The sequence below is a fragment of the Helicobacter labacensis genome (assembly GCF_003660285.1).
Lineage (GTDB): Bacteria > Campylobacterota > Campylobacteria > Campylobacterales > Helicobacteraceae > Helicobacter > Helicobacter labacensis.
The window spans coordinates 25,811-46,316 of the sequence record NZ_QXQQ01000012.1 but is presented as its reverse complement, the minus strand read 5'-3'; the positions used below and the strand labels follow the sequence as shown (position 1 = coordinate 46,316).

General features: G+C 45.9%; 22 protein-coding genes and 1 other RNA gene. 11 read left to right on the top strand and 12 right to left on the bottom strand.

Annotated features, from left to right (window positions below; translation table 11 throughout):
* Positions 1-53: 53 nt before the first annotated feature.
* The 9 genes from EAO33_RS09730 to EAO33_RS05040 all read right to left on the bottom strand — a co-directional run bounded on the left by EAO33_RS09730 (position 54) and on the right by EAO33_RS05040 (position 9,190).
* Positions 54-185, bottom strand: coding sequence for a hypothetical protein (locus EAO33_RS09730; RefSeq protein ID WP_268877465.1), 132 nt, complete (start codon positions 183-185; stop codon positions 54-56).
* Positions 186-300: 115 nt separating this feature from the next.
* A complete protein-coding gene (locus EAO33_RS05075; protein ID WP_120945588.1) occupies positions 301-774 on the bottom strand; it encodes a hypothetical protein in 474 nt (157 codons plus the stop codon).
* Positions 767-1,474, bottom strand: coding sequence for a hypothetical protein (locus EAO33_RS05070; RefSeq protein ID WP_120945586.1), 708 nt, complete (start codon positions 1,472-1,474; stop codon positions 767-769). The genes EAO33_RS05075 and EAO33_RS05070 overlap by 8 nt, the downstream gene beginning before the upstream one ends.
* A gap of 2 nt (positions 1,475-1,476) precedes the next feature.
* Positions 1,477-1,695: a hypothetical protein gene (locus EAO33_RS05065; RefSeq protein ID WP_120945584.1), complete on the bottom strand. Its 219-nt coding sequence runs from the start codon at positions 1,693-1,695 to the stop codon at positions 1,477-1,479.
* Entirely contained in the window at positions 1,685-4,681 is a 2,997-nt protein-coding gene (locus EAO33_RS05060) for an ATP-binding protein (protein ID WP_120945582.1), read from the bottom strand. The genes EAO33_RS05065 and EAO33_RS05060 overlap by 11 nt, the downstream gene beginning before the upstream one ends.
* Positions 4,678-7,368, bottom strand: coding sequence for an acetate and sugar kinases/Hsc70/actin family protein (locus tag EAO33_RS05055; RefSeq protein ID WP_120945580.1), 2,691 nt, complete (start codon positions 7,366-7,368; stop codon positions 4,678-4,680). Before EAO33_RS05055 ends, EAO33_RS05060 begins: the two co-directional genes overlap by 4 nt.
* Before the next feature lie 10 nt (positions 7,369-7,378).
* Positions 7,379-8,146 (bottom strand): efflux RND transporter periplasmic adaptor subunit, encoded by a 768-nt coding sequence (locus EAO33_RS05050; RefSeq protein WP_120945578.1) that lies wholly within the window; start codon positions 8,144-8,146, stop codon positions 7,379-7,381.
* A gap of 193 nt (positions 8,147-8,339) precedes the next feature.
* A complete protein-coding gene (locus tag EAO33_RS05045; protein WP_120945576.1) occupies positions 8,340-8,525 on the bottom strand; it encodes a hypothetical protein in 186 nt (61 codons plus the stop codon).
* Between the two features lie 2 nt (positions 8,526-8,527).
* Entirely contained in the window at positions 8,528-9,190 is a 663-nt protein-coding gene (locus tag EAO33_RS05040) for a non-canonical purine NTP pyrophosphatase (protein WP_120945574.1), read from the bottom strand.
* A gap of 66 nt (positions 9,191-9,256) precedes the next feature.
* Between EAO33_RS05040 and EAO33_RS05035 the strand changes: the two genes are divergently transcribed.
* The 5 genes from EAO33_RS05035 (at position 9,257) to EAO33_RS05015 (ending at position 14,611) form a co-directional block, all read left to right on the top strand.
* Positions 9,257-10,297, top strand: a complete 1,041-nt coding sequence (locus tag EAO33_RS05035) for a hypothetical protein (protein WP_120945572.1) — start codon at positions 9,257-9,259, stop codon at positions 10,295-10,297.
* Between the two features lie 75 nt (positions 10,298-10,372).
* Positions 10,373-11,266 carry a hypothetical protein gene (locus EAO33_RS05030; protein ID WP_120945570.1) on the top strand — a complete coding sequence of 298 codons (894 nt, stop codon included), beginning with the start codon at positions 10,373-10,375 and terminating at the stop codon, positions 11,264-11,266.
* Positions 11,253-11,939, top strand: coding sequence for a hypothetical protein (locus EAO33_RS05025; RefSeq protein ID WP_120945568.1), 687 nt, complete (start codon positions 11,253-11,255; stop codon positions 11,937-11,939). The genes EAO33_RS05030 and EAO33_RS05025 overlap by 14 nt, the downstream gene beginning before the upstream one ends.
* Positions 11,940-12,054: 115 nt before the next feature.
* Complete coding sequence (locus tag EAO33_RS05020; protein WP_120945566.1) at positions 12,055-13,071, top strand: ABC transporter permease; 1,017 nt, start codon at positions 12,055-12,057, stop codon at positions 13,069-13,071.
* The gene (locus EAO33_RS05015) at positions 13,043-14,611 is read left to right on the top strand and encodes a dipeptide ABC transporter ATP-binding protein (protein ID WP_120945564.1); all 1,569 of its coding nucleotides are present in this window, start codon (positions 13,043-13,045) and stop codon (positions 14,609-14,611) included. Before EAO33_RS05020 ends, EAO33_RS05015 begins: the two co-directional genes overlap by 29 nt.
* A 97-nt stretch (positions 14,612-14,708) precedes the next feature.
* On the opposite strand, the gene EAO33_RS05010 is transcribed toward EAO33_RS05015, so the two are convergent.
* Genes EAO33_RS05010 through EAO33_RS05000 form a run of 3 tightly spaced genes read right to left on the bottom strand, consistent with a single transcriptional unit; the run spans position 14,709 to position 17,269 of the window.
* The gene (locus EAO33_RS05010) at positions 14,709-14,906 is read right to left on the bottom strand and encodes a hypothetical protein (RefSeq protein ID WP_235853064.1); all 198 of its coding nucleotides are present in this window, start codon (positions 14,904-14,906) and stop codon (positions 14,709-14,711) included.
* 23 nt (positions 14,907-14,929) lie between these two features.
* Complete coding sequence (locus EAO33_RS05005; RefSeq protein WP_120945562.1) at positions 14,930-15,856, bottom strand: LPP20 family lipoprotein; 927 nt, start codon at positions 15,854-15,856, stop codon at positions 14,930-14,932.
* A 42-nt stretch (positions 15,857-15,898) separates the two neighbouring features.
* Positions 15,899-17,269 carry a COG3014 family protein gene (locus EAO33_RS05000; protein ID WP_205589508.1) on the bottom strand — a complete coding sequence of 457 codons (1,371 nt, stop codon included), beginning with the start codon at positions 17,267-17,269 and terminating at the stop codon, positions 15,899-15,901.
* Between the two features lie 67 nt (positions 17,270-17,336).
* Here EAO33_RS05000 and ffs point away from each other — a divergent pair.
* From ffs to EAO33_RS04975, 6 genes are all read left to right on the top strand, one after another.
* Positions 17,337-17,434: signal recognition particle sRNA small type (ffs, locus tag EAO33_RS09970), an RNA gene on the top strand.
* 23 nt (positions 17,435-17,457) lie between these two features.
* A complete protein-coding gene (locus EAO33_RS04995; RefSeq protein WP_120945560.1) occupies positions 17,458-18,360 on the top strand; it encodes a methionyl-tRNA formyltransferase in 903 nt (300 codons plus the stop codon).
* Positions 18,357-18,983, top strand: coding sequence for a biotin--[acetyl-CoA-carboxylase] ligase (locus EAO33_RS04990; RefSeq protein WP_235853063.1), 627 nt, complete (start codon positions 18,357-18,359; stop codon positions 18,981-18,983). The genes EAO33_RS04995 and EAO33_RS04990 overlap by 4 nt, the downstream gene beginning before the upstream one ends.
* Before the next feature lie 47 nt (positions 18,984-19,030).
* On the top strand, positions 19,031-19,456 hold the full coding sequence (locus EAO33_RS04985) for a F0F1 ATP synthase subunit B family protein (protein ID WP_120945556.1): 426 nt from the start codon (positions 19,031-19,033) through the stop codon (positions 19,454-19,456).
* 11 nt (positions 19,457-19,467) lie between these two features.
* Positions 19,468-19,983 (top strand): F0F1 ATP synthase subunit B family protein, encoded by a 516-nt coding sequence (locus EAO33_RS04980; RefSeq protein ID WP_120945598.1) that lies wholly within the window; start codon positions 19,468-19,470, stop codon positions 19,981-19,983.
* Positions 19,980-20,498, top strand: a complete 519-nt coding sequence (locus EAO33_RS04975) for a F0F1 ATP synthase subunit delta (protein WP_120945554.1) — start codon at positions 19,980-19,982, stop codon at positions 20,496-20,498. The genes EAO33_RS04980 and EAO33_RS04975 overlap by 4 nt, the downstream gene beginning before the upstream one ends.
* The last annotated feature ends 8 nt before the right edge of the window (positions 20,499-20,506 follow it).

The window sequence follows — 20,506 nt, the reverse complement described above, 5'->3', positions numbered from 1 at the left end:
TAGGGCTTTGTTAAAGGTGTTGAGGGTGTCTAAGAGTTGGCTAAACTTAGTGCTTAAATCGCTAACCTCCTCTTGGAGGGCATCACCCCCCCCCCCCCCATATCTTGGGCTAGGGATAAAAACAAGCGGTGTGTGCGCTTGGTGGCTTTGAGGTGTTGGGAGAGTTGGTTGGAAATGTGTTGCATGCAAGCTCCTTATGTGAATTGAGGGTATGATAGCATGGAAAACAAAATTTAGGGTGAGGGTGTCATTAAAATATCCCAGCAAAAAATAACTTGAAACACCAACCTAGAAAAAACCTCACTTTTTCCGGTATTTCTCCATCTCACGCTCGCAAAGGCGCAAAATAGGACCACATTGTTCAGAATCAGATAGATTATTTTGTGGCACGCTGGTTTGGGGAGTTTGTTGGTTCTGTGAGATTTGTGTCCCTTCTGCAATTTGCAAGCCCTCGGGGTAAGTCATTAGGTTAAGATTTTCTGCACTTCTAACAAAATATCCTAAAGCTTGTTGCACAGCTTCTTGGCTAAGATCAAGGCTAGTTGCAATGCGTATCTCTGTGGCGATTGTAAAATTCTCTTGATCGCTAACAATCACAAAGCCATGCTCTGCGCTCAAATCTGGCTCCGCCTTGTCCATAAACCATTCCCAAAAGCTCTCAGAGTCAAACTCCTGCCATAACTCCCCATCAAATCTAAGCACCTCAAAACCGCTAGGCTTAAACTCCCCTACCCCGATTTGACCATTCACATGCACGATTAAAAAATTAGCCATCGACCTTTCCTATCCTAACGGGTTTTTCAAATTTTTCTACCTCTTGATACACCTCTTTAGCACTCATATCCGGGTTCAAGGCTTGATACATGTCATTGAGTTTATCAGAGACTAGAATACGATCTTGCGCGCTCTCTAACTTGCCCTCTAAGTGCTGGGTGAGTTTGTCCATCTGCGCGCCCTTAAAATTGTCTAACACTCCCTCTAAGACTTTAGCTTTGTGCGTGTCTGTGCCTCCTGCCTCTTGCACATGCGTGCTCAAGGTTACCCAGTTTTCAGGGCTAAGACTAACCCCCTTGATCTCCTCAATGGCTTTAAGCGATCCAGCCGCGCCTAGTGCGGTGTATTTGAGTTTTTCTGCATCGCTCCATTTTTCTTTTGCTTCTAAAGAGGGCTTTTCTACATTGGCTCTCACATGTGCAATATATGCCTGAGTGCTCTCAAAATCCTCAGGCTTTTTATCACAATTTGCCATTTGATAGCCCAAGTCTGGAAGGTCATCTACCTTGTCCTCTTTCCCAAAAATGCCTAACACCTGTGCCACTGCAAAAATCACCCCCACAATGGGCAACAAGCTCGACCCTAAACTTGCCAAAGTCGCCCCCAAACTGGCTAACCCCGCGCCTATACTGCTAGCTAAACTTCCAATAGCACTACACACTCCGCTAACAAAACTCCCTATTGCACTAAACAATCCCATATCTATCCTTTCTGTGGTTTTTGCAAGGCATTAAATGCCACTTGTTTTTCTTTAACCCTCTTTTTCACTGCCTCAATCTCGGCTTTGTATTGCTCAAATTTGTGCGGTTTGTTTTCTTGTTCCTGTTTATGTTGATATGAGGTAGGATGCATGCCCACTTTTCTTCCAACCTCATGTGCTGCGTGCCATATTGCATTTACGATTATGCTCTCATATCCCATACTCAGGCCTTTTCAAATCTTTCAAGTTTAAATTGATATGATTGGCATACTCAATCTCTTTCTCCTGCGTATTCAATGCTTTATTGAGCACAAAGAGTAAAGCTTTTTTAGTCTGTTCGGGCAGACCGCTATTAGCGTAAAATTTACGCATCAAATAATCAGCCAAATACTCCAAATTGTGGGGCACTTTAGCCTTGAGAGCGCGCAAAGGTTCTAGTGTGATAGAGTGGTCTAGGAAAATCTTTCTCCACGCTAAGCTAAAACTATAAAAATCATAGCTCAAGGCTTGCTCCACCTCCTCTAAGCTGGGTTCTTGGTGTTCTAAAGACAAGAGCACTCCGCTTTTATACTCGCGTTGATAAAATGCGCGTGCCTTTTGGGCGATCAAGGCGGCATCAATGCCCCTTGCGCTGGTGTTGGTTTGGGGGGTGATTTGCACTTGAATGGGCTTTAAAAAGTCGGGGTTAGAGATGATGGCGCGTCCGGTTTCTAAATGCGATAAAAAGTTCTTTTGTTCGTCCTCTAGTGCCATTGTATTGCCAATGGCTTCTTTATCGTCCTTAGCAAAGAGGCGGTGCACGATCTTCGTGTTGGTGTTTTTAAGCACCTCTGAGGTGAGTTTGTTGGGGATTTGATCCACAATGATCAAACTCTCCCCGTATTTGCGCACTTCAGCAAGCATATCGCTAAAACTCTCCACTCCTAGTTTTTTATTGGGGCTATCCCCATAATCTACCTTGCTTAGCAAGCGGTGTGCCTCCTCTATGAGGGTGATGTGTTTAAAATCCTCCCCCCTGTCTTTGTAGGCTTGGTGTTTGATTTTTAATGCCTCGTTGATTTGGATCAAAATAAAACCCATAATCAGCGACTTTTCACCCCCGTTTTTGATCTCCTCCAACTCTAGGATCACATTTTTTTCGAGCAAATCCACAAAGTTAAGCCCGCGATCGTTGTTGAGTAAGAGGGCTTTAGACCCCACTAAAAGCCCTTGTAATCTGGCGTTGATCGAGCCGATATAATCGTCTTTGAGGCGTTGATCAAAGCCTTGTTGTTCTACGATCTTGGTGGTTTTGTGGTAGAGATCGCTTAGAGTGGGGAAGGCAAAGACCCCCGGATCAAAGGGGTTTGTAAAGCGCGTATTGGTGGAGGTGTTGATGTCCCAGCCATAGTCTTTATAACACTCATAAAGCGCGGCTTCTATGATTTGGGGGATAGCTGCCTCCATGTCAAAGGCGGCTTCAATATTGGCTTTAATCATCCCCACCCTAGAGGTGATGTTCTCATGGGGGAAGAACTCAAAGGGGTTGAGTTTAAAGGGGGCGAGTTTGGGGTTGCCCAAAGTGAAGACTAACAAATTCTCTTGAAACTGGCTATCCTCTAGCAAGGCACGATACTCCGTTTTAGCCGGCTCGATCACCAAAAAGGGCATACCCGCACTCTTAAGCAAACTTTGACAAGTGGTGGTTTTGCCCGAGCCTGTAACTCCAGCCACAAAAATATGCTTATCCAGCCAAGATTTTTGCAAATGCACGCATTGTTCTAAGACTCTCCCACTTTGCACCATTTTTCCTAAGTTTAAATGCGCCCCGCTAGTAGTCCCCCTTTTGACATTCAAACCAAATTCTACCTCCTCACGCAAGGGCAAGCCCACCACTTCCTTTTTAGGCAGGGTAGCGATCACGCCTAGCTCACTGGTGGAGAGCCAGCTAGATTGGGTGGTTAAATCCCTTGAAAATAAAAGCCGCAAAGCCTGCGCGTGTTTGCCCTGCTGGGGGAGAGAAATTTGAGAGATTTGGAAGTTTTTTAAAACTTCAATCTCGTAGGCATCGTTATTTTCCTCTAAAAATTGCATCTGCAAGGGGGCTTGGTTATTCTCATCGCCTGAAAAGATTGCCCTAATCGCCCCGCCTAGCTTGCTCAAATGCCCATTTTGCTGGGCGGCTAGATAAATACAGGTGTGAAATAAACCCTTGCTACGCCCAAAGTTGAGCCGCTTTAAAAGCACTTCATCAAGGTATTTCATCCACTCGCTGGCTGTCTTATTGGTGCGATCAACGCTTAAGGTTTCGCTAGTGTTGGTAGTGGTGCTACTGCCCTTAGTTTCGCCTTTATTAGTGGTGTTGGTGGTAGAAGTGCCCTGTGTTTTTGTCTTGGTGTGAGAAGTGCCCTCATTGGCAGTATCATTAGTGCTGTAATTGCTATTGCCTTGTGAATTGTTGGTGCTTTCCCCCTTGGATTTGCTCCAACCCTCGTTTTTAGCCTCCGCTTCTGCCCATGAGGCATTAGTCCCCTCCGCCCTAGAACTCCCCTCATTCTTAGAATAATTCTCACTAGTGCTACTCCCCTCGTTCTTCTGGATGGATTGTTTAGCCATAGGAGCTAGATCGTTGTAAAATTTAAACAGCTCGGTTTCTAGCTGGTTGGTGTAAGTCTTGCTAAAGGGCTTGGCTAAAATCAATAGGGCGAAGGTGTCCCCACTCATAATATCCACAAGCCGATCGATCCCTTGAAAATTTTCCTTGTCTTTGTAGAGGCTAGGCACGCCGTCCATGCGTGCAAATCTCTTCATCTTGCGGACTTGATCCAATAGCGCGTCTTTGTGCTCCCTCTCTATCTTTTCCACCTTAGAGCCTCTAAAATTGCCCTCAATGCTAGGTTTGAGCACCCTTGTGGATAAGTCATCAATATCTAACTCTAAATTGCCTTGATAAGTTTTATCCTTAGCCATACCTACAAAAAAAGACACTCCGTGAGTATCACCTAGAATCAAATACACCAGCAATGCCCCCTCCATACGCGCCATGCTGATCACATTTTCAAAGGCTTCTCTACGGGGGCTGTCCTTCTCAAAGGTGAGCTCTTGGATATGGTAAAAATGGATGTCGCGCGCCTCTAAGTGTGCATTAGTTGCTAGGGCTAGCACTCTGCCCTGATCGCGATAGCCCCTAATGAGAGTTTGGTAATCTGTGGTGTTGATGTTATTCATAGTTTTACCTTATTGATTTCTGTGAGATACTCCCCACTCTCTAGTCCTTCTTGCGTCGCTACGACAAATTCAAATTCACTAGGACTTACCAAGCGCACAAAGATAAAGGCGCGATCGCTTACCATGCCCGTTTCTAAGGCTTTTTTCTTAATCGCACTATCTTCAAGACTAAGTGTATTGGTGCTAGCACTGGCATGGGAGGTATAATAGACTTCAAAATGGCTCTCGGAGGCATCTAAGAATTGCACCCACTGGTTATAGGGCTGGTTGCGTGCCACTAAAGTATAAAACTTGCGCTTTTTAGAACGCCCCAAGAAGTATTTGAACTTGATGTTCTCCTCTACATTGTAATCGATCACTTGGATCGACCCACCCCTGCGCGCTTTTATGAGCCCAAAAGCCACCCCCGTTTTGCCATTGGGTTTTTCTAAATCCTCCCCACCTAGTGGCTGATGCACGATAAACTCGATCTCTTGAAGTCCCTCTTGTTCCATCTCTGCTTTGATCTGGGTAATCTTCTCTTTAAAGAGTTCTGTAACAAAGGCGGATTTGCTCGCATTACCCGCTGAGAAAATGTGAAACGAGTCAATATCCCTAGCACTATCGCCCCTAGAGTTAAAGTAAGCGTTAGTGGCATGCACAAATTCCCCAAAGAAATTTTCTACCCCTCTTTTAATGCGCTCTTTAAAAAGGGCTAAGATTTTCTTAGAATCAAAATCTAGGGATGCAACCGCTGGTCCTCCATCACGATTGTATCCACTAAAAGAAAATGTGCTCTCCTCCTTGCCTTCAAATTCTCTGCCCTCCCAAAGGGGTCTAAGTAATTCTACTAGCTTTTGGGTGTTAGCGCGTGCCTCTTGGGATTCACTAAGCAAAATCTCACTTCCTGAGAAAGGCTTGCCCTCTGCGGGTTTTTTAAAGGGAATGTGTTGTTGGAGTAGCTTATCCTTATTATATTTAATAACCTCAAGGCTAGCTAACTCCAGCAAGTGTTCTCCGCCCAAGTAGCGATCGCCCCCTGCGCCAAAGTGTTCTAAGATATAATCATAACGGCTAGCCTGTGGGGCTTCTTTAAAAAGTCCAAAGTCAAAATCTGTCGTTCCGCCTCCAAAGTCAAAGACTCCATAATAAACCCGCTCCTCTGCGCTAGGCTCAAAGCCATAACCTTCTAAAGCCATGATCGCATAGGCTGCTGGCTCGCTCGCCCCCTCCTCAACTTTAAGTCGATCTGCCACGCCCTGTGCATGTAGGCTATTGGGTAGCGATTTAGCCAAGCCCCTTTTAAAACTCTCTAAGATCATTTGACGCACTTCTTGTTCATAGGTTACCGGGAAAGAGAGCAGATAATTTAAGTAAATCCCGTGATACTGGTTGTTGATGTAAAGCCCTAGATAGTAGGCGTAAATCTCAATGGGGTTGAGATCATCGCCTCTTAAATCCAAAGCACCCTTCACTTCAAAGTGTGTTTTTTGCTTGTCTGTAATTTGGAATTTTTGGTGCTTATTGCCTGCCCATTGTTTGAGTCCATTTAAATAGCCCGTAGGATTCCCTTTAGAGCTTTGGGCAACATGGGCAGTATTCACATCATCCCACCTAGTCTTGGGGCGACCTTTTTGTGCGCGGTAGCTTTGTAAAAAGCGGGTCAAATCTTCAAAACAAATACTGGTTGGGTTTTCATAATGACCTTCACTAACATTGCTTGGAGCAATGCGCATGAGATGAATTGACGCGCTCTCCTCTTGATAGACTACCGCCGTACTAGCCGTGCCAAAGTCAATCCCTACTAGCCCGTTTTTAATATCTGCTTTGGGGTTTCTAGCCACTGCGGGGGTTTTAAACAACACGAATACGCCTCCCTGTTCTCCCCAAAGCTCCCATAATCCGCGGTTAGGATCGGTGAGCATTTTAGAGTCGTATTCTTGGATACCTGCACGGGTGCGATCGGCTAAGATAAAATCCCCAGAAAAGCTTTCAGCAACTGGCGGGATGTTAAAGGCTCTAAGTATCCATTTTTTCCTGTAAAGATCGTATTCAAAATTACGCAAGATAGCATGATCGGTGCTGTCGCGTAGGCATGGAAGCTGGATACCCATTTGCAATAGTGTTAGACAAGGGTATAGGAAAGTAAAAACCTCTTTAAAGGACTGCGGGGTGGGCACAAGGTCTAAAGTCCAATCGACTAGAGTTGCCACACCTCGATGACCCAATCCTGCAAGATAACTCTGTCCATCTTTTTCATTTAAATAAGGCTGTTTACAAGTTATATTGTTTCCTATCGTGTTATCCCCTGCTTGTTTTAAAGGAAGTTTGTCAAAAACCATGTTTAGGACATTATGGATCTGTTCTTTGGTCAATTTAAGCTCATGGTAAGCCTTGCCTGCATGCTCAATCGCCAACGCATGGGTGGGGTTTGGTTTGAAGTTCTTATCATCGTGTTTTTGTTGATACACAAATGCAAAAAACTTCTCTTTGGGCAAATAAAAAATTCTATCATTGAGAGGGATTAAATCCTCTTTTTCAGCACTCTGTTTAAAAAGCACACAGCAAGCGATAATGTGTTTAGTAAAAGAATGCTCAGGACTTGAAAGGTTTTCATTATTGCTAAATTCCTCCCAGCTTGCATTCATTCGTGCCTCTAATTGTTCTTTGGGGATATGAATCCCATTAATCGTTTTTGTGTGTTCCATGTATTCTCCTTTAAATTTTCACTACAGATTGTCTTTTGACTTCGCCGGTTTTAGTGTGCCTAAAGCCCCGCAACAACACACTAGCAATTTGTCCGCTCGCATTGGTGCTAGAGTGGTGGCGTTGGTGTTTGGTGGGGTCGTAAGGCTCTCCCACTTCTAGGGGGTCTAGCTGGTAGGGGGTGGCTTGTGCGTAGTAGGCAAAGAGGGCATAAAAGATTTCTACTAGGGTGTGTGCGCCCTCTGTATCACTTTTAAGCGCGTTGTTGGTGTAATCCCAAAGCATTTCAATATTTTTGCCCTGCGTGCCAATGACTAGAAAAGCAAGCGGATCGCCCTCATTGAAGAGATTGCTAAGTCCTTGTTTGAGCGGAGCGGGCAAGGTCAAAAAGAGTTCGTAAGCCTTGATCTTGTGTTTTTCTAACTCTGCGTGGGCTTGATCTAACGCCTCCTTAGTGCGCTCTAATTGCGCTTGGGCTTGATCTAATGCCCCTTGCGTGCGTTCTAGCTCTGCTTGTTTTTGTTTGTCTGCCTCTTGCAGGCTATTCAAGTCTTGCTTTAAAGTGGCTAGCTGAGTTTTATAGCCTTGTAATTCCTCTTGCACCTTTTGTATCTCTTGGCGCGCTCTTTGTTCCACTGCTTCTATTTGCTCTAAAACTGCGTCATTAGAGCTTGCAAACATCTTTTTTAACCACGCAAACATTGCTTCTTGCACCTCTTGATCTTGGAGTAAGTCTAAAAACTGGGTTTTTAGGGGGTTTGGTGGAGTTTGTGAGTGCATACTAGCCCTTTTGTGCTTGTTTTATCCCCATTATATCACCCCCCCCCCCCCCCCTGTCAAGGCAAACCTAGTTGTCTTGTGGGATAGTAAGCTCGGCTGTAAGTTAGCGTCCACGCATAAAACACGATCAAAACCAGTGTTTTGCTAGTAGCTTAAGCGCGCTTGTTTGGTGAGGGTTGTAGGATGCTATGCGTCATCGCCCCCTAAAGAGCCAATCAAACAAATTTAACGCGCTTTTTTGCATTGTTTTCCCGCATTTAGGGCAGGTGTCGCCAAGTTTAGCTAAATCCGCCCCGCTCAAACAATCGCTTTTAAAGGATATAACCTTAGAGTATCCACAGGAACACACAAACTTAATGGGTTTAGGGGCAAGAGGCATGATCACTCCTTATTTTGAGATAGAGTCTGCAAAAACTCCCTGCATTGTCGCAACGCTAAAAAGCGGTGCGAGATGGCGTTTTTCTCTAGACGATCCAAGCTCAAATTATACCCCTCTGGGATGAATAGGGGATCATAACCAAAGGCTTGGGGATTGAGCGGGGCTTGAATCACCTTGCCCTTGCACTCCCCCTTAAAACTCTTTTGGTAGTATTGCCCCCCTATCCTAGCGCACACCCCCACCACACACACAAAAGATGCCCTAGACTCCCTAAGCCCTAGTTCTTGCAAACAGGCTAAGAGTTTGAGATTATTGCATGTGTCGCCTAAGTCCTCTTTGGGGAGAATAAAGCGTCGTTGTATAATCGCATGCACCCCCTCTTTAATGGCAGCAAATCTCGCGCTATAAATACCGGGCATCCCTCCCAAAGCTTCCACACACAGCCCACTATCATCTGCCAACACACACAAATCCCTATGACTCTCTTGCAAGAGATCGTAAACCACACGCGCTTTTAAGCACGCGTTTTCTTCAAAACTCGCACCACTCTCTAAGATTTCCATCTCCCCTAAAAACATGCGGTAACTTTGCACCTCAAAATTGTTTAGGATCAATTCCACCTCTTTGAGTTTGTGTGCGCTATTGCTAGAGAAAATGGCTTGCATTAAAATCCTCCATCTGTTAAAATACCCCCACACTAAACATCTAAAACCAATGCTTTAGGGGTGGTAGTGGAGTTTTACCAAACTCTCTTGCACTTTTTTATGGACCCCACACAAATGCTCTTAGCCTCTATGGGGGATCACATCTTAGAGGGCTTGCAACTCCCTCTCAATGCCCTTTTGAGCTTAGTGTTGATGGTGTGGGCATACCAACGGGTGCGCTTGGGGGATTTTTTCCATCTGAGCACACTCTTTTCCTTGCTAGGATTTGTGTTGTTTTTTACCCTCTTCAACTACGCCCATAAACACCCCCAAGAGTTTTACAACACTCTGAAAACTCTGATCTTTTATGGTGCAGACACACTCATGGAGCTTGTGCGCTCTGTTTTACACACAGCAGAGCGTAGCACACAAAACACGCCTCTAGATTTTGCTTTTCTAGTTGATCAGACTTTCCACACTCTAGGTTTACTCTTGCAGACCATGGACACCTCTAGTTTCAACACCTCTAGTTTATTGGGTGTGGGGGTGTTGCTCTCTCAAGGGGCTTTATTGACTTTACTGCTGGGTTTAGCCTTGATGGTGGCTATAGAGATTTATCTGTGGTTAGCCTTGGGGGTGTTGGTGTTGCCTTTGGGCTTTTTTGCTAGCACTAGAGCCATACTCTGGCTGTATCTTAGAAAATGTGTAGCCTTGAGTTTTTATAAACCCCTCGTGGTGTTGCTTGCCTTTTATAACGCCCGTGTGTTGCAGACCCTCATCCCTGCTCTTAGCACCCCTCAAGCTTATGAAACCCATTTGTTGGTGGTTATCAGCGCTCTATTAGAAGTCTTTTTAGCCCAACGCGTGGCGCATTTTATCCAATCTCTGTGCCACATACAAGGGGGGGTGCAAGACATCGTGCAATTAGCCAGTGTGAGTAAAACCAGTGTGGTGCAAAGTGTGGGCGCACTCTATAGCACAACCCTCAAGCACACCCACACCTCTAACCAGTCCACTAACACAGACACGCCCACAAAAACCCCAGAGGTGTCCTTGCGTATCCAAACCCTCTTTGATCAAAAGCCCCACATCAACCCCACCACAATAAGGCATCACGATGAAAAATAAATATTGGTTGTCATGTGTCTTGGCTATAAGCCTTGGGTCCTGCACAGCCCACTATTATGAAATGCAAAAGAGCCCATGCGCGCTAAAACACCCCATGCCAAAGCGCGTTGGACAGATTGTTGCACAAAAACTGTAAAAATCAAGATGGGTGTTAGTGGCGTTGTATGGAGTGTATGCTCCTTTGGGGATTTAGCTTGCTTGTTAAATCCTCAGTCCCCCTTATTTGAAATCAACATGGAATTTAAAATGCGCACTTTAGGGCTTTTGTGTTTCTTGATTAGTGGGGCGTGGGGCTTGGGGTGCAACTTTGATCAAGCCACTGCCCTAAGAGCGCAGGCGCAGGCATTTATAAAAATGCCTATCAACCCAAAAATCCGTCTAGATCAAAACTATCTCATCGATCCCAACCAACCAAAGCAAGCCGCTTATGTCTTAGATGTGCATAAGGCTTATGTAAAGGGTGCGCTGTATTGTGGCTTTGTGGCGCGCCTTTTTGGTGCGGATAGCTTGGAGGACTTAAAGGGCGATGAAGGGTCGCGATATTACAAATACGCCCTGATGCGTGCCATGTGCTTTAAGCTGACTAAGACTTCCAAAAAGGGCTCTTTTGTGTTTAAGGGTTTTTGTTTATATCTATTTCCTAGATCCGCTCAATTACAAGTCCATGTGGAGTTTAAAAAGGATGCCATTATTTTACGCTTTGATGATCGTTATGTTGAATGCGCTAATGAGCATATTGAGAATAAAACTTTAATCTTTAAGCCACTTAAGGGGCATAAGCGCTATGTGTTGCAAACATACAGCCGTTGGGACGATGATGTTGGGCTCGATCCTTTTTATGAGCAAAAAAGAGATGGCAAGCGCATTTTTATGGATAAAATTAATAACAATGTATTGGATGATTTGGAGGATCGTTGCTATGAGAAAGGTTATTGCCAAACATGGTCGGATAAAAATGGGATTGACTAGATTAAGCGCGCTATTGGGGCTTTTGTGCTTTCTAGCTAATGTGGCGTGGGGGGTGGAGTGTGATTATGATTCTTCTTATTTGGCTAACAAAATAGATCATTTTGCTGAAAAACTTGATTCTAATTTTGTCCCCTCTGCTGTTGCCAACGCCCATACTACAGAGGTGAGTCAAGCCCATGTAGGGAAGACTTTGTATTGTGGTGTGGTGATGCGTTTATTCATCGCAAATGCTTCTCCATACACATACACGGACTATAAACATATTATTGATCATCGCTTGATGTGCTTTAATATCAGCAAGAACACCCCGCAGAGATCCCAAACATTTGAGGGTTTTTGTTTGTCTTTATACTCCGCATCTAAGAGCTCACAAATTAGCATGGAGTTTAAAAAAGATGCGTTTGTGTTAAAGATTGAGGAGTCTTTTATAGAATGCGATAGCACCACCTTCAGAACACAGACTCTGCTCTTCAAGCAAGAGGGCGATCGCTATGTCTTGCACAGCTACACCGGTGCTTTTGATGGCGATCCCGATCCCTTTTACCGCCAAAAACGCGATGGCAAGAAAATTTATATGGACGCAATTAATAATGATGTGCTAGACACACTAGAGGATCATTGTTACAAAAAACATTACTGCCAAACATGGGAGGAGAAAAATGGGATTGAGTGAGGTGGGACGCGCTTTGGCGTGTGGGCGTAGACGATAAGCCCCAATGCTGTGCTACTAAGCCTCTTTGGTATCTTTTTGCTGTAAAATACTTAAAAGTTGTCATAAGGGGTTAAATATGGTGAGTGTGCATGCAAGGCGTTGGCGGGCGTTTAAGGACAATAGGCGGGCGTTGTGGGCGTTGGTGGTGTTTGTTGCCCTCTTTGTGCTCTGCTTGGGTGCGGAGCTGTGGGTAAATGACAAACCCCTTTTTATTTACAAAGATCACAAGGCGTATTTTCCTATCTTTAAAGACTACCCAGAAACCACTTTCGGGGGGGATTTTTACACCAGTGCGGATTATAACGACCCCTATGTCAAAAATCATCTGCTCAAAGACGCTTTTGTGATCCGCCCTCTTATCCCCTATTCTTACGACACCATCGTGATGGATTTAAAGCAAAGCGCGCCCACGCCTCCGAGTTGGCAACATTGGCTAGGCACGGACGATCAAGCCCGCGATGTGTTGGCGCGCTTGGTCTATGGGTATCGGGTTTCTATTCTTTTTGCGCTTTTGTTAAGTGGCTTTAGCGTGGTGGTGGGGGTGGGAGTGGGGGCACTGCAAGGGTATTATGGCGGACTCTTAGATCTCTTGGGGCAACGCTTCATTGAGATTTGGAGCGGGATACCTATGTTATTTTTACTCATCATTCTCTCTAGTATGTTTACTCCTAGCTTTTGGTGGCTTTTGGCTTTGGTGTTGGCATTTTCTTGGATGGGTTTAGCCCAAGTGGTGCGCACAGAGTTTTTCAGGGGGCGTAATATGGACTATGTGCGCGCCTCTTATGCCTTAGGGGTGAACGATGCGCGCGTGATCTTTTATCACATTCTGCCTAATGCGATGGTGGCGACCACGACTTATATCCCCTTTATCATGGCTGGCAGTATAGGGGCGTTGGCAAGTTTGGACTTCTTGGGCTTTGGGATGCCTATTGGGAGCGCGTCCTTAGGGGAGCTGTTAGAACAGGGCAAGAACAATCTCTACGCCCCGCATTTAGCCCTAGCGGGCTTTTTTGCTATCGCGCTATTGCTCTCTATTTTGGTTTTCATTGGAGAAGGAGTAAGAGATGCCTTTGATGCCACCAACTTCAAATAAACCCCTTTTGCGCTTAGATTGCGTGAGCGCGCGCGTAGGGCAGGATTTTTTATTGCAAGAGATCACTTTGGAGATCAAACCCGCCCAAAGGGTGGTTTTGGTGGGGGAGAGTGGGAGTGGAAAAAGCTCGTTAGCCCGCTTGATTTTACAACTCACCCCCCTTGTGCGCCCCCTAAAGGGTAAAATCTTGTTTGAGGATCAAGACCTTTTGCGCTTAAAACCCGCGCAATTGCACGCTATTAGAGGTAAGGACATCGCCTATATCGCCCAAGAACCCCTAAGCGCGCTCAATCCCTTACACAAGATCAAAACCCAAATTATTGAGAGTTTGCGCCTGCATAAAACCTGCCCCAAGCAAGAGTTTAACGCACGCCTTGAAGAGGCAATGACTCAAGTGGGCTTGGGGATGGATTTGCTGGAGCGTTACCCCTACCAACTCAGCGGGGGACAAAACCAGCGCGTGGCGATCGCTATGAGCATTATCAACCGCCCCAAGCTTTTAATTTGCGATGAGCCCACCACTGCCCTAGACGCGCAGGTGCAAATGCAAATCTTAGAATTGCTCAAAAGCTTAAGCGCGCAAAATAACATGGCGATTTTGCTCATCAGCCATGATTTAGGCGCGGTGCAGTGGCTGGCTGAATATGTCTATGTCTTGCAGAGTGGGCAATTATGCGAGCACAATGAGATTAAAACTCTCTTTGCTAACCCCACCCACCCTACAACTAAATTACTCTTAGAGGCGCGCCACCTGCCCCGTAAAAAACCCCTGCAACAGGGGCAAGAAACCCTGAAATTACAAGATTTTGGGGTGCAGTATGTGCAAAAACGCTTTTTGGGAGCTAATAGGGTGCGCATCGCCATTCAGGGGGTGAATTTATGCCTACACGCGCGCCAAACTTTGGGCATTATCGGGGAGTCTGGCAGTGGCAAGAGCTCGCTAGCTTTGGGGATTTTAAAACTCATCAACTCAGTAGGGGAGCAATTTGTGCTAGGGCAAAATGTCAGTCAGCTCAATCGCAAGAGTTTTAAGCCCTACCGCAAGTCCTTACAAATGGTGTTTCAAAACCCCTATGCGTCCTTAAACCCGCGTTGGAGTGTGCAAGAGATTTTGCTAGAGGCTTTTTACGGAGTGGGAGGCAGGGGGGATGTAGGGGTGGCACAAGCCAGCTTAGAGGCTGTGGGGCTAGAGGCAAAATATCTCACTTACTACCCCTTTGAGCTCAGTGGGGGGCAACGCCAAAGGGTAGCCATCGCGCGCGCGATCATTGTGCACCCGCAGGTGGTGGTGATGGATGAACCCACCTCTGCGCTGGATAAGAGCATGCAAAAGGTGGTGTTAGGGCTATTGCTAGAATTGCAAGAAAAGCTCAATCTGAGTTATCTTTTTATTAGCCATGATTTAGATGTGATTGAGAGTATTTGTGATTTTGTGCTGGTGGTAGAGAGGGGGCAAGTGGTGGAGAGCGGGAGTGTAGAGAGCGTCTTTAGCGCGCCCAAAAGCCCCTATACTAAGAGGTTGCTAGAAACTAGACTTTGACTTTACTCTTGCCTAGAAAACAAAGATCGAGCGATTGTGTCCTCCTTATGGAGGAATGCCCCACCGATGTAATTTTTAGGGCAGGTGATGCATAAGCCTAATAAATCCCAAAGCTAGCTAGGAACATCCCCACCACTAGGGCAAAAATGGGGATGATCACCGCCACAATCGCGATGTCTTTATAACTTTGTTTGTGGGTCATCCCCGTGATGACAAGCAAGGTCAGCACTGCCCCATTGTGAGGCAGAGCGTCTAGCCCGCCTGAGGAGATGAAAGGCTCTGTGTTTCTAGGCAAACCCGCCCAAAAAGGGGTTAGAGTTAGAAGTCGATCTTATTACTATCCACATCGGCCGTGCCCGCGCCCACACCTTGTTGGTAATTGCGCAATTGCTTGAACGCCTGGGCTTTGATGCGTTCAATAGCTGCGCTGCGATCGGGCTGGTCGGCGTTTAGGATTTTGGAATAGACGATATTACCTTGACAATCCTTGATATTGAGGTTGAGCCCGATATGGAACAAGCCATTTGCCGTGCTCTCATAGATCTTATTTTCAATGCTATACAAGCCCGGATCGCTAGATTGCTGGATAAAGCGCGCGTATTGTCCCGTGAGCGCGTCAGAAATCTCTGCATCCGAGCCGGGCGCGTAGATAAGATTTGCCTTAGGACGCGGGCTATTCTCCTTGATGAGCTCTTGATAGGGGGCTAGAGAAGCCACACCTCGCCCATAAGCGTTTAGAATTTCTTGCAAAGGCATGGCTTGGGAGAGGGTGCTTTGCAACTTATGCATCTCTTTTAAGAAAATGCCCTTGCAACCCTCTTGGGGGTGCAGAGTGCTCAGAGTGTTGTAGAGATTGCGGTAACGCTTGGCTAAGGTGTTTAAGAACATGTTCTTGTTGAGTTTGAGACGGGTATAACAGGTGTGGTGGGCGCATTCTTGTTTGTCTGTCTTGACATTGACAAACTTGATCGAATCCACCACTAGGCGGATATTCTGGCTAGAATGCTTGTTTAAGGTGTTGTTATCCCGTGTGGTTTGGCTGGTGGTGGTAGAAGACACGCTCACCACGATTCCGCTTGCTAAATCGTTCAGGGCTTTTTGCTTGGCGATCTCTTTGGTGTCCCCCATTCCATTGCCATAGAAATACGCTGAATCGCCCTTGAAATTCTGGTACCAATGTGGCGCGCCATGGGCTTGCAAGAATAAAGGGATAATGCCCAAAGACAACAGACATCTAGCAAACATGACTTCTCCTTCAAAAAGTGCTATTCTAACATAAAATTCCAACTACCATAAAACTTTCACCACACTGGAGTAACCAAAACTCCTAATGTAGATAATATTGTGCTTGTTGGCACAAAAAGTGTCGGGAGACAAGGGCACAGACGCTTGGCAGGTTAGTAGCGTGAAATTGTAAATATCTTGCCCATCGGCTAACACGCGCACGCGCTCGTTAGGGGTGTTACTCACGCGCGCTGTGTAAATCCTACGCGGAAAAACGCTAGGGGAGCGGATGTCTGCCGAAGTGCTCACAGCTGCATAGAGCGAAGAAAACAGTCCTCCTAGCACCCCTAAGTATTGGTTAGAAATGGCTTCTAAACCCACTTTCAAGATCGTTGAGGTGATGGCGCGCGTGATGATGTAAGGGAGTTGTTTTTTAAACTCATTGGCGATGAGATCGTCTAATAAAACCAATTCTTCAAACTTGTTTTGCTGGTGGGTGGTGTTCAAGCTAAAACTGGTGTGGAAATCTACCCCATCTACTAATTGTGGCAGGGCTAGGCTTGCGGTATACATCCCTTGGGCTAGAGGGAGGGGGAGGGTGATTTTAAATTCTTGTTTAGTGGCTTGTTTGCCATCTTCAATAAACACCCATGTGAATTTTTGCAAAGAGGGGTGCTGGAAAAAGAGCAGATCTTCACCAATGGTGATGACATGGCTAATCCCATAGGCTTCTTTGAGATAATCAATGCCCTTAGCGCGTTCATTATCCAAGGCGAAAAATAACCCAGAAAGGTAGGACACAGCCGGGTTAATCAAGTCGCTATAAGCACTGAAACGATCCAAATTGGAATAATCCTCCTGCAACACCTCCTGCACCTTAGAATCCGAATCCTGCGCGCTCAATCTAGAGGAGCTCTTTTCGTGCATTTTGTCAATAGCTTTTTGAATTTGCTTGTAGTAAAACTCCTTAGCGCGCCTTTGCCTGTCATTGGCGCGGTTAAACTCCACGCGCGCGTCATTGGGATCGCCTATGATCAAGTAGTCCATCGCCTTGTAGTAATTCATCAACACGCTCTCATAAATGCTTCCCACATAGGTTTTGACATTGTCATTGACTAAAACCGCGCCCACATTGCTCAAGGATTTATTGAAAAGATTGATATGGTGGTTAAATTGGGCTTCGGCCGCATCAAGCGCCACAATGGAATCTTGGTAACGCCCTAACATCAACGCGCTCATGCCTCTTTGCAATTCCCATAAAGATCCGTCTTTATGATCCTTGAGACTCATTTTGCTAGAAAAGCTATAGGCATTTTGCAAACCAAGCGGAGAGTAGTAGGCTTGATCAAAATGCGCGAATTCCGAACGATGTCCGGTGCAACCCACAAAAAACAATAACAAAAAAACTAGGTAAGTATAATAATGCGTCTTCACTCTCTCTCCTTAGGTCCTTTATTTTAACAAAGCATAAGCAATATTATGTTAAGGTGAAATCCGCCTTTTTTCAGACCTATGCAATGGGATACAAAGACAGCGCTTCAGGGTGGAAACACAGCAGAGCATCTTGGTGTTCTGTGTGCCTTAGCCATCTGGGAAAAGGCTATCTCTTTGTGAGAATACGCATGCGTCTAGTTTTCATGGGAACGCCTCCTTTCGCCCAAATTGTCTTAGCCACTCTTTTAGAACGCCACTTTGACATCGTCGCGCTTTTTACCCAACCTAGTAAGCCCTTTGGGCGCGCTAAAACGCTAAAGCCTTCGGCGACTAGATTATTTTTGCAACATGCCTATCCAAAGATTCCTATTTTTGAACCGGCTAAATTAGACGCGTTGGTGTTAGAACAAATGTGCGCCCTTAAGCCCGATGTGATTGTGGTGGTGGCCTATGGCAAAATTTTACCCCAAGCCCTTTTGGACATCGCCCCTTGTGTGAATTTGCACGCTTCTATCTTACCCCAATTTAGGGGCGCATCGCCCATGCAGGAGATGATTTTAAAAGACACGCCAGAATTTGGGGTGAGTGTGATCGCCATGAACGCCCAAATGGACGCGGGCGACATTTTGGGGATAGCCCGTGTTAAAAAAGAGCGTTACATGAATATAGAAGAGTTAGCCCACTTGCTAGCCCCGCTGGGCGCACAAGCCTTAATAGAGGTTTTATCCAAGCCCTTTAAACCCATTCCTCAAGATCACAGCCAAGCGAGTTACTGCGCTAAAATCACCAAACAGGATGGGCTAGTAGATTTTTTAGACGCTAAGAAGGTGTTTTTAACATCTCTAGCCTATTATACATGGCCGGGCGTGTTTTTAAGCAGTGGATTAAAACTCTTTGGGGTAGAATTAGTACAAGAACAAGGCGCGCACGCACCCGGGAGTATCTTAGCCCTAGAAGATGAGAGCGTTATAGTGGGTTGCGCGCATGGTGTGCTTAAAATCGCCCATTTACAAGCCCCCAGTAAACAAAAAATGGGAGCAAAAACTTATTTGCTTGGGAGACGCTTGGGTGTAGGGAGTGTGCTAACATGATGGAGATCATCACCTTTGAGAGTCTTCCCTCTACCCAGCTCTATTTGGTGGCGCAACTTAAAACCGGTGCACTCAAATCGCCCGTGTGCGTGGTAGCAAAGACCCAAAGCGCTGGCGTAGGGAGTCGGGGCTGTAGGTGGGAACAAGTAGAAGAAGCCCTGAGTTTTTCATTTGCCCTGCCCTTAGAAAAGCTACCTAGCGATGTGCCTAAACAGAGTTGGAGTGTGTATTTTGGCTATCTCTTTAAAGAGAGCTTACAAAACGCGCAGGTGTGGTTGAAGTGGCCCAATGATCTCTATAAAGGAGAGGCTAAGATCGGGGGCGTGATGAGTCAGATCGTGCGCGCTAGTATAGTGTGTGGGATTGGGCTTAATCTCAAGGCGCGCCGCTATAGCGCGCTAGAGGGGGTGGATAAAGACGCGTTATTAGAGCGCTTTTTAGCGCGCGTGCAAGAGGGCATTGCATGGGCAAAGGTGTTGCAAGCCTACCGCCTAGAGTTTAGCCAACACCACCGCTCTGTATTTTTCCACCACGCTGGGGCAAAAATCCCCTTAAGTGATGCGCTGGTGTTGGAGGATGGGGGGTTGCAAATTGGAGAAAAAGTCTATTATGGGGCTAGGTGATTTAAGCTAAGCTTTGTTAGAATCGAGCTTTTAAGCAAGGATCAAGCGTGGATATTTCGATCAATGTGTATTTGATGTTGGTGGTATTTTTGACTTTCTTGGTGCTGGTGTGGCTGTCTAATGCGTGGATTTACAAGCCCATGCTAGCCAACATGGACGCGCGTCAGGGGGCGATCGGTCAGGATGGGGAGTTCATCGAGAAAACCAGCCAAGAGATCGCGCGTTTGAAACAAGAAGCCGATCACCAGCGCAAAGAAGCCCATATCCAGGCTAACAAGATTTTGCAAGAGAGTTTGCAAAAGGCTAGACAGGATTATGAGCATGTGTTAGCCCAAAAGGAAAGCGATTTACAAAAGGACTTAGAGGTGTTTATGCAAGGGTTAAAGGAAAGTAAAAGCGCGTTGAAACTACAATTATCCCAAGATTTGCCTGCCCTAGAGTTGTCTTTACAACAGAAAATATCTCAAATGTAGGGGGTGCTTTGGTGCGCCATGTATTATTTGGAATCTTAGGCAGTGGGGTGTTTTTATGGGGGGCAGGTCATGACATCTCCCAAACGGACATCGTGCTAAGAATTGTCAACTTTATTTTGTTTGCCGCTTTGGTGTGGTATTGCATCAGTGGTCCTTTAAAGCGCATGTTGGAGCAAAGACGCGCTAAGATCGCAAGCCGACTCAATAGCTTGCAAGAGCAACGCCAAGCCATCAAAGAGGAAAAGGAAAACGCCCTTAAAGCCTTAGAACAGGCTAAACAAGAGGCTGGGCAAATTATCTCCAATGCCAAACAAGAGGCTTTTTTACTCACCCAGAAATACGAACAACAAGCCAAGAGTGCCATAGAGAAACTCATCAAAGACAACCAAGACTTAAAACATAAAGAGGAGCTACGCGTCCAGCAGGAGGTGGTGGGTGAACTCTTGGATGCGTTGTTCCAATCCCAAAAAACGCGCTTTGATTCTTCAGCTTACATGCGCTTACTCCAACATAAGGCACTCTTATGAATCTTGTAGCCAAACGATACGCGCGCGCCTTTAGAGAGAGTTTTAGCGATGACTTGCAGAGCGCGCTCCAAGCCTTGGAACGCGTGTGCGCGCTCTATGAAATAGAAGAGTTTATAGAGGTTTTACAATCCCCCTACTACCCCAACACCGCCAAGCAGGCGATCTTAGCCGATGTTGCCCAGGATAGTGATGCGCGTTTCCAACGCTTTTTAGAGGTAGTGGGCGAGCATAAGCGCTTTGGTATTTTGCCCCAAGTGTACAAAGAATTGTGCGCGTGGGTGCAACGCCAGCAAAACGCCTACCAAGGTTATTTGTATTGCAATCAGGAAGTGCCAGATTTAAGCGCGTTAGAGACGCGCGTTTGTGCGCTTTTGAACATCACTCTAAGTTTACAGAGCGTGTTGGTAGAACAAGAGGGTATTTGTTTACAAATCCCCGATCTAGGCATAGAGGTGGCTTTCTATAAAGATCACTTCTTGCACCAACTCAAGCATTTCATTATGGAAGCGATTTAAAGACAAGG

Excerpts from the sequence above, each read along its gene's own strand:
- EAO33_RS05045 (WP_120945576.1), bottom strand. The coding sequence starts at position 8,525 with ATGCCTCTTGCCCCTAAACCCATTAAGTTTGTGTGTTCCTGTGGATAC.
- EAO33_RS05060 (WP_120945582.1), bottom strand. The coding sequence starts at position 4,681 with ATGAATAACATCAACACCACAGATTACCAAACTCTCATTAGGGGCTAT.
- EAO33_RS04975 (WP_120945554.1), top strand. The coding sequence starts at position 19,980 with ATGAATCTTGTAGCCAAACGATACGCGCGCGCCTTTAGAGAGAGTTTT.
- EAO33_RS05005 (WP_120945562.1), bottom strand. The coding sequence starts at position 15,856 with ATGTTTGCTAGATGTCTGTTGTCTTTGGGCATTATCCCTTTATTCTTG.
- EAO33_RS05075 (WP_120945588.1), bottom strand. The coding sequence starts at position 774 with ATGGCTAATTTTTTAATCGTGCATGTGAATGGTCAAATCGGGGTAGGG.
- EAO33_RS04990 (WP_235853063.1), top strand. The coding sequence starts at position 18,357 with ATGATGGAGATCATCACCTTTGAGAGTCTTCCCTCTACCCAGCTCTAT.
- EAO33_RS05025 (WP_120945568.1), top strand. The coding sequence starts at position 11,253 with ATGGGATTGACTAGATTAAGCGCGCTATTGGGGCTTTTGTGCTTTCTA.
- EAO33_RS05015 (WP_120945564.1), top strand. The coding sequence starts at position 13,043 with ATGCCTTTGATGCCACCAACTTCAAATAAACCCCTTTTGCGCTTAGAT.
- EAO33_RS05070 (WP_120945586.1), bottom strand. The coding sequence starts at position 1,474 with ATGGGATTGTTTAGTGCAATAGGGAGTTTTGTTAGCGGAGTGTGTAGT.
- EAO33_RS09730 (WP_268877465.1), bottom strand. The coding sequence starts at position 185 with ATGCAACACATTTCCAACCAACTCTCCCAACACCTCAAAGCCACCAAG.
- EAO33_RS05030 (WP_120945570.1), top strand. The coding sequence starts at position 10,373 with ATGCGCGCTAAAACACCCCATGCCAAAGCGCGTTGGACAGATTGTTGC.
- EAO33_RS05055 (WP_120945580.1), bottom strand. The coding sequence starts at position 7,368 with ATGGAACACACAAAAACGATTAATGGGATTCATATCCCCAAAGAACAA.
- EAO33_RS05050 (WP_120945578.1), bottom strand. The coding sequence starts at position 8,146 with ATGCACTCACAAACTCCACCAAACCCCCTAAAAACCCAGTTTTTAGAC.
- EAO33_RS05040 (WP_120945574.1), bottom strand. The coding sequence starts at position 9,190 with ATGCAAGCCATTTTCTCTAGCAATAGCGCACACAAACTCAAAGAGGTG.
- EAO33_RS05020 (WP_120945566.1), top strand. The coding sequence starts at position 12,055 with ATGGTGAGTGTGCATGCAAGGCGTTGGCGGGCGTTTAAGGACAATAGG.
- EAO33_RS05065 (WP_120945584.1), bottom strand. The coding sequence starts at position 1,695 with ATGGGATATGAGAGCATAATCGTAAATGCAATATGGCACGCAGCACAT.
- EAO33_RS04995 (WP_120945560.1), top strand. The coding sequence starts at position 17,458 with ATGCGTCTAGTTTTCATGGGAACGCCTCCTTTCGCCCAAATTGTCTTA.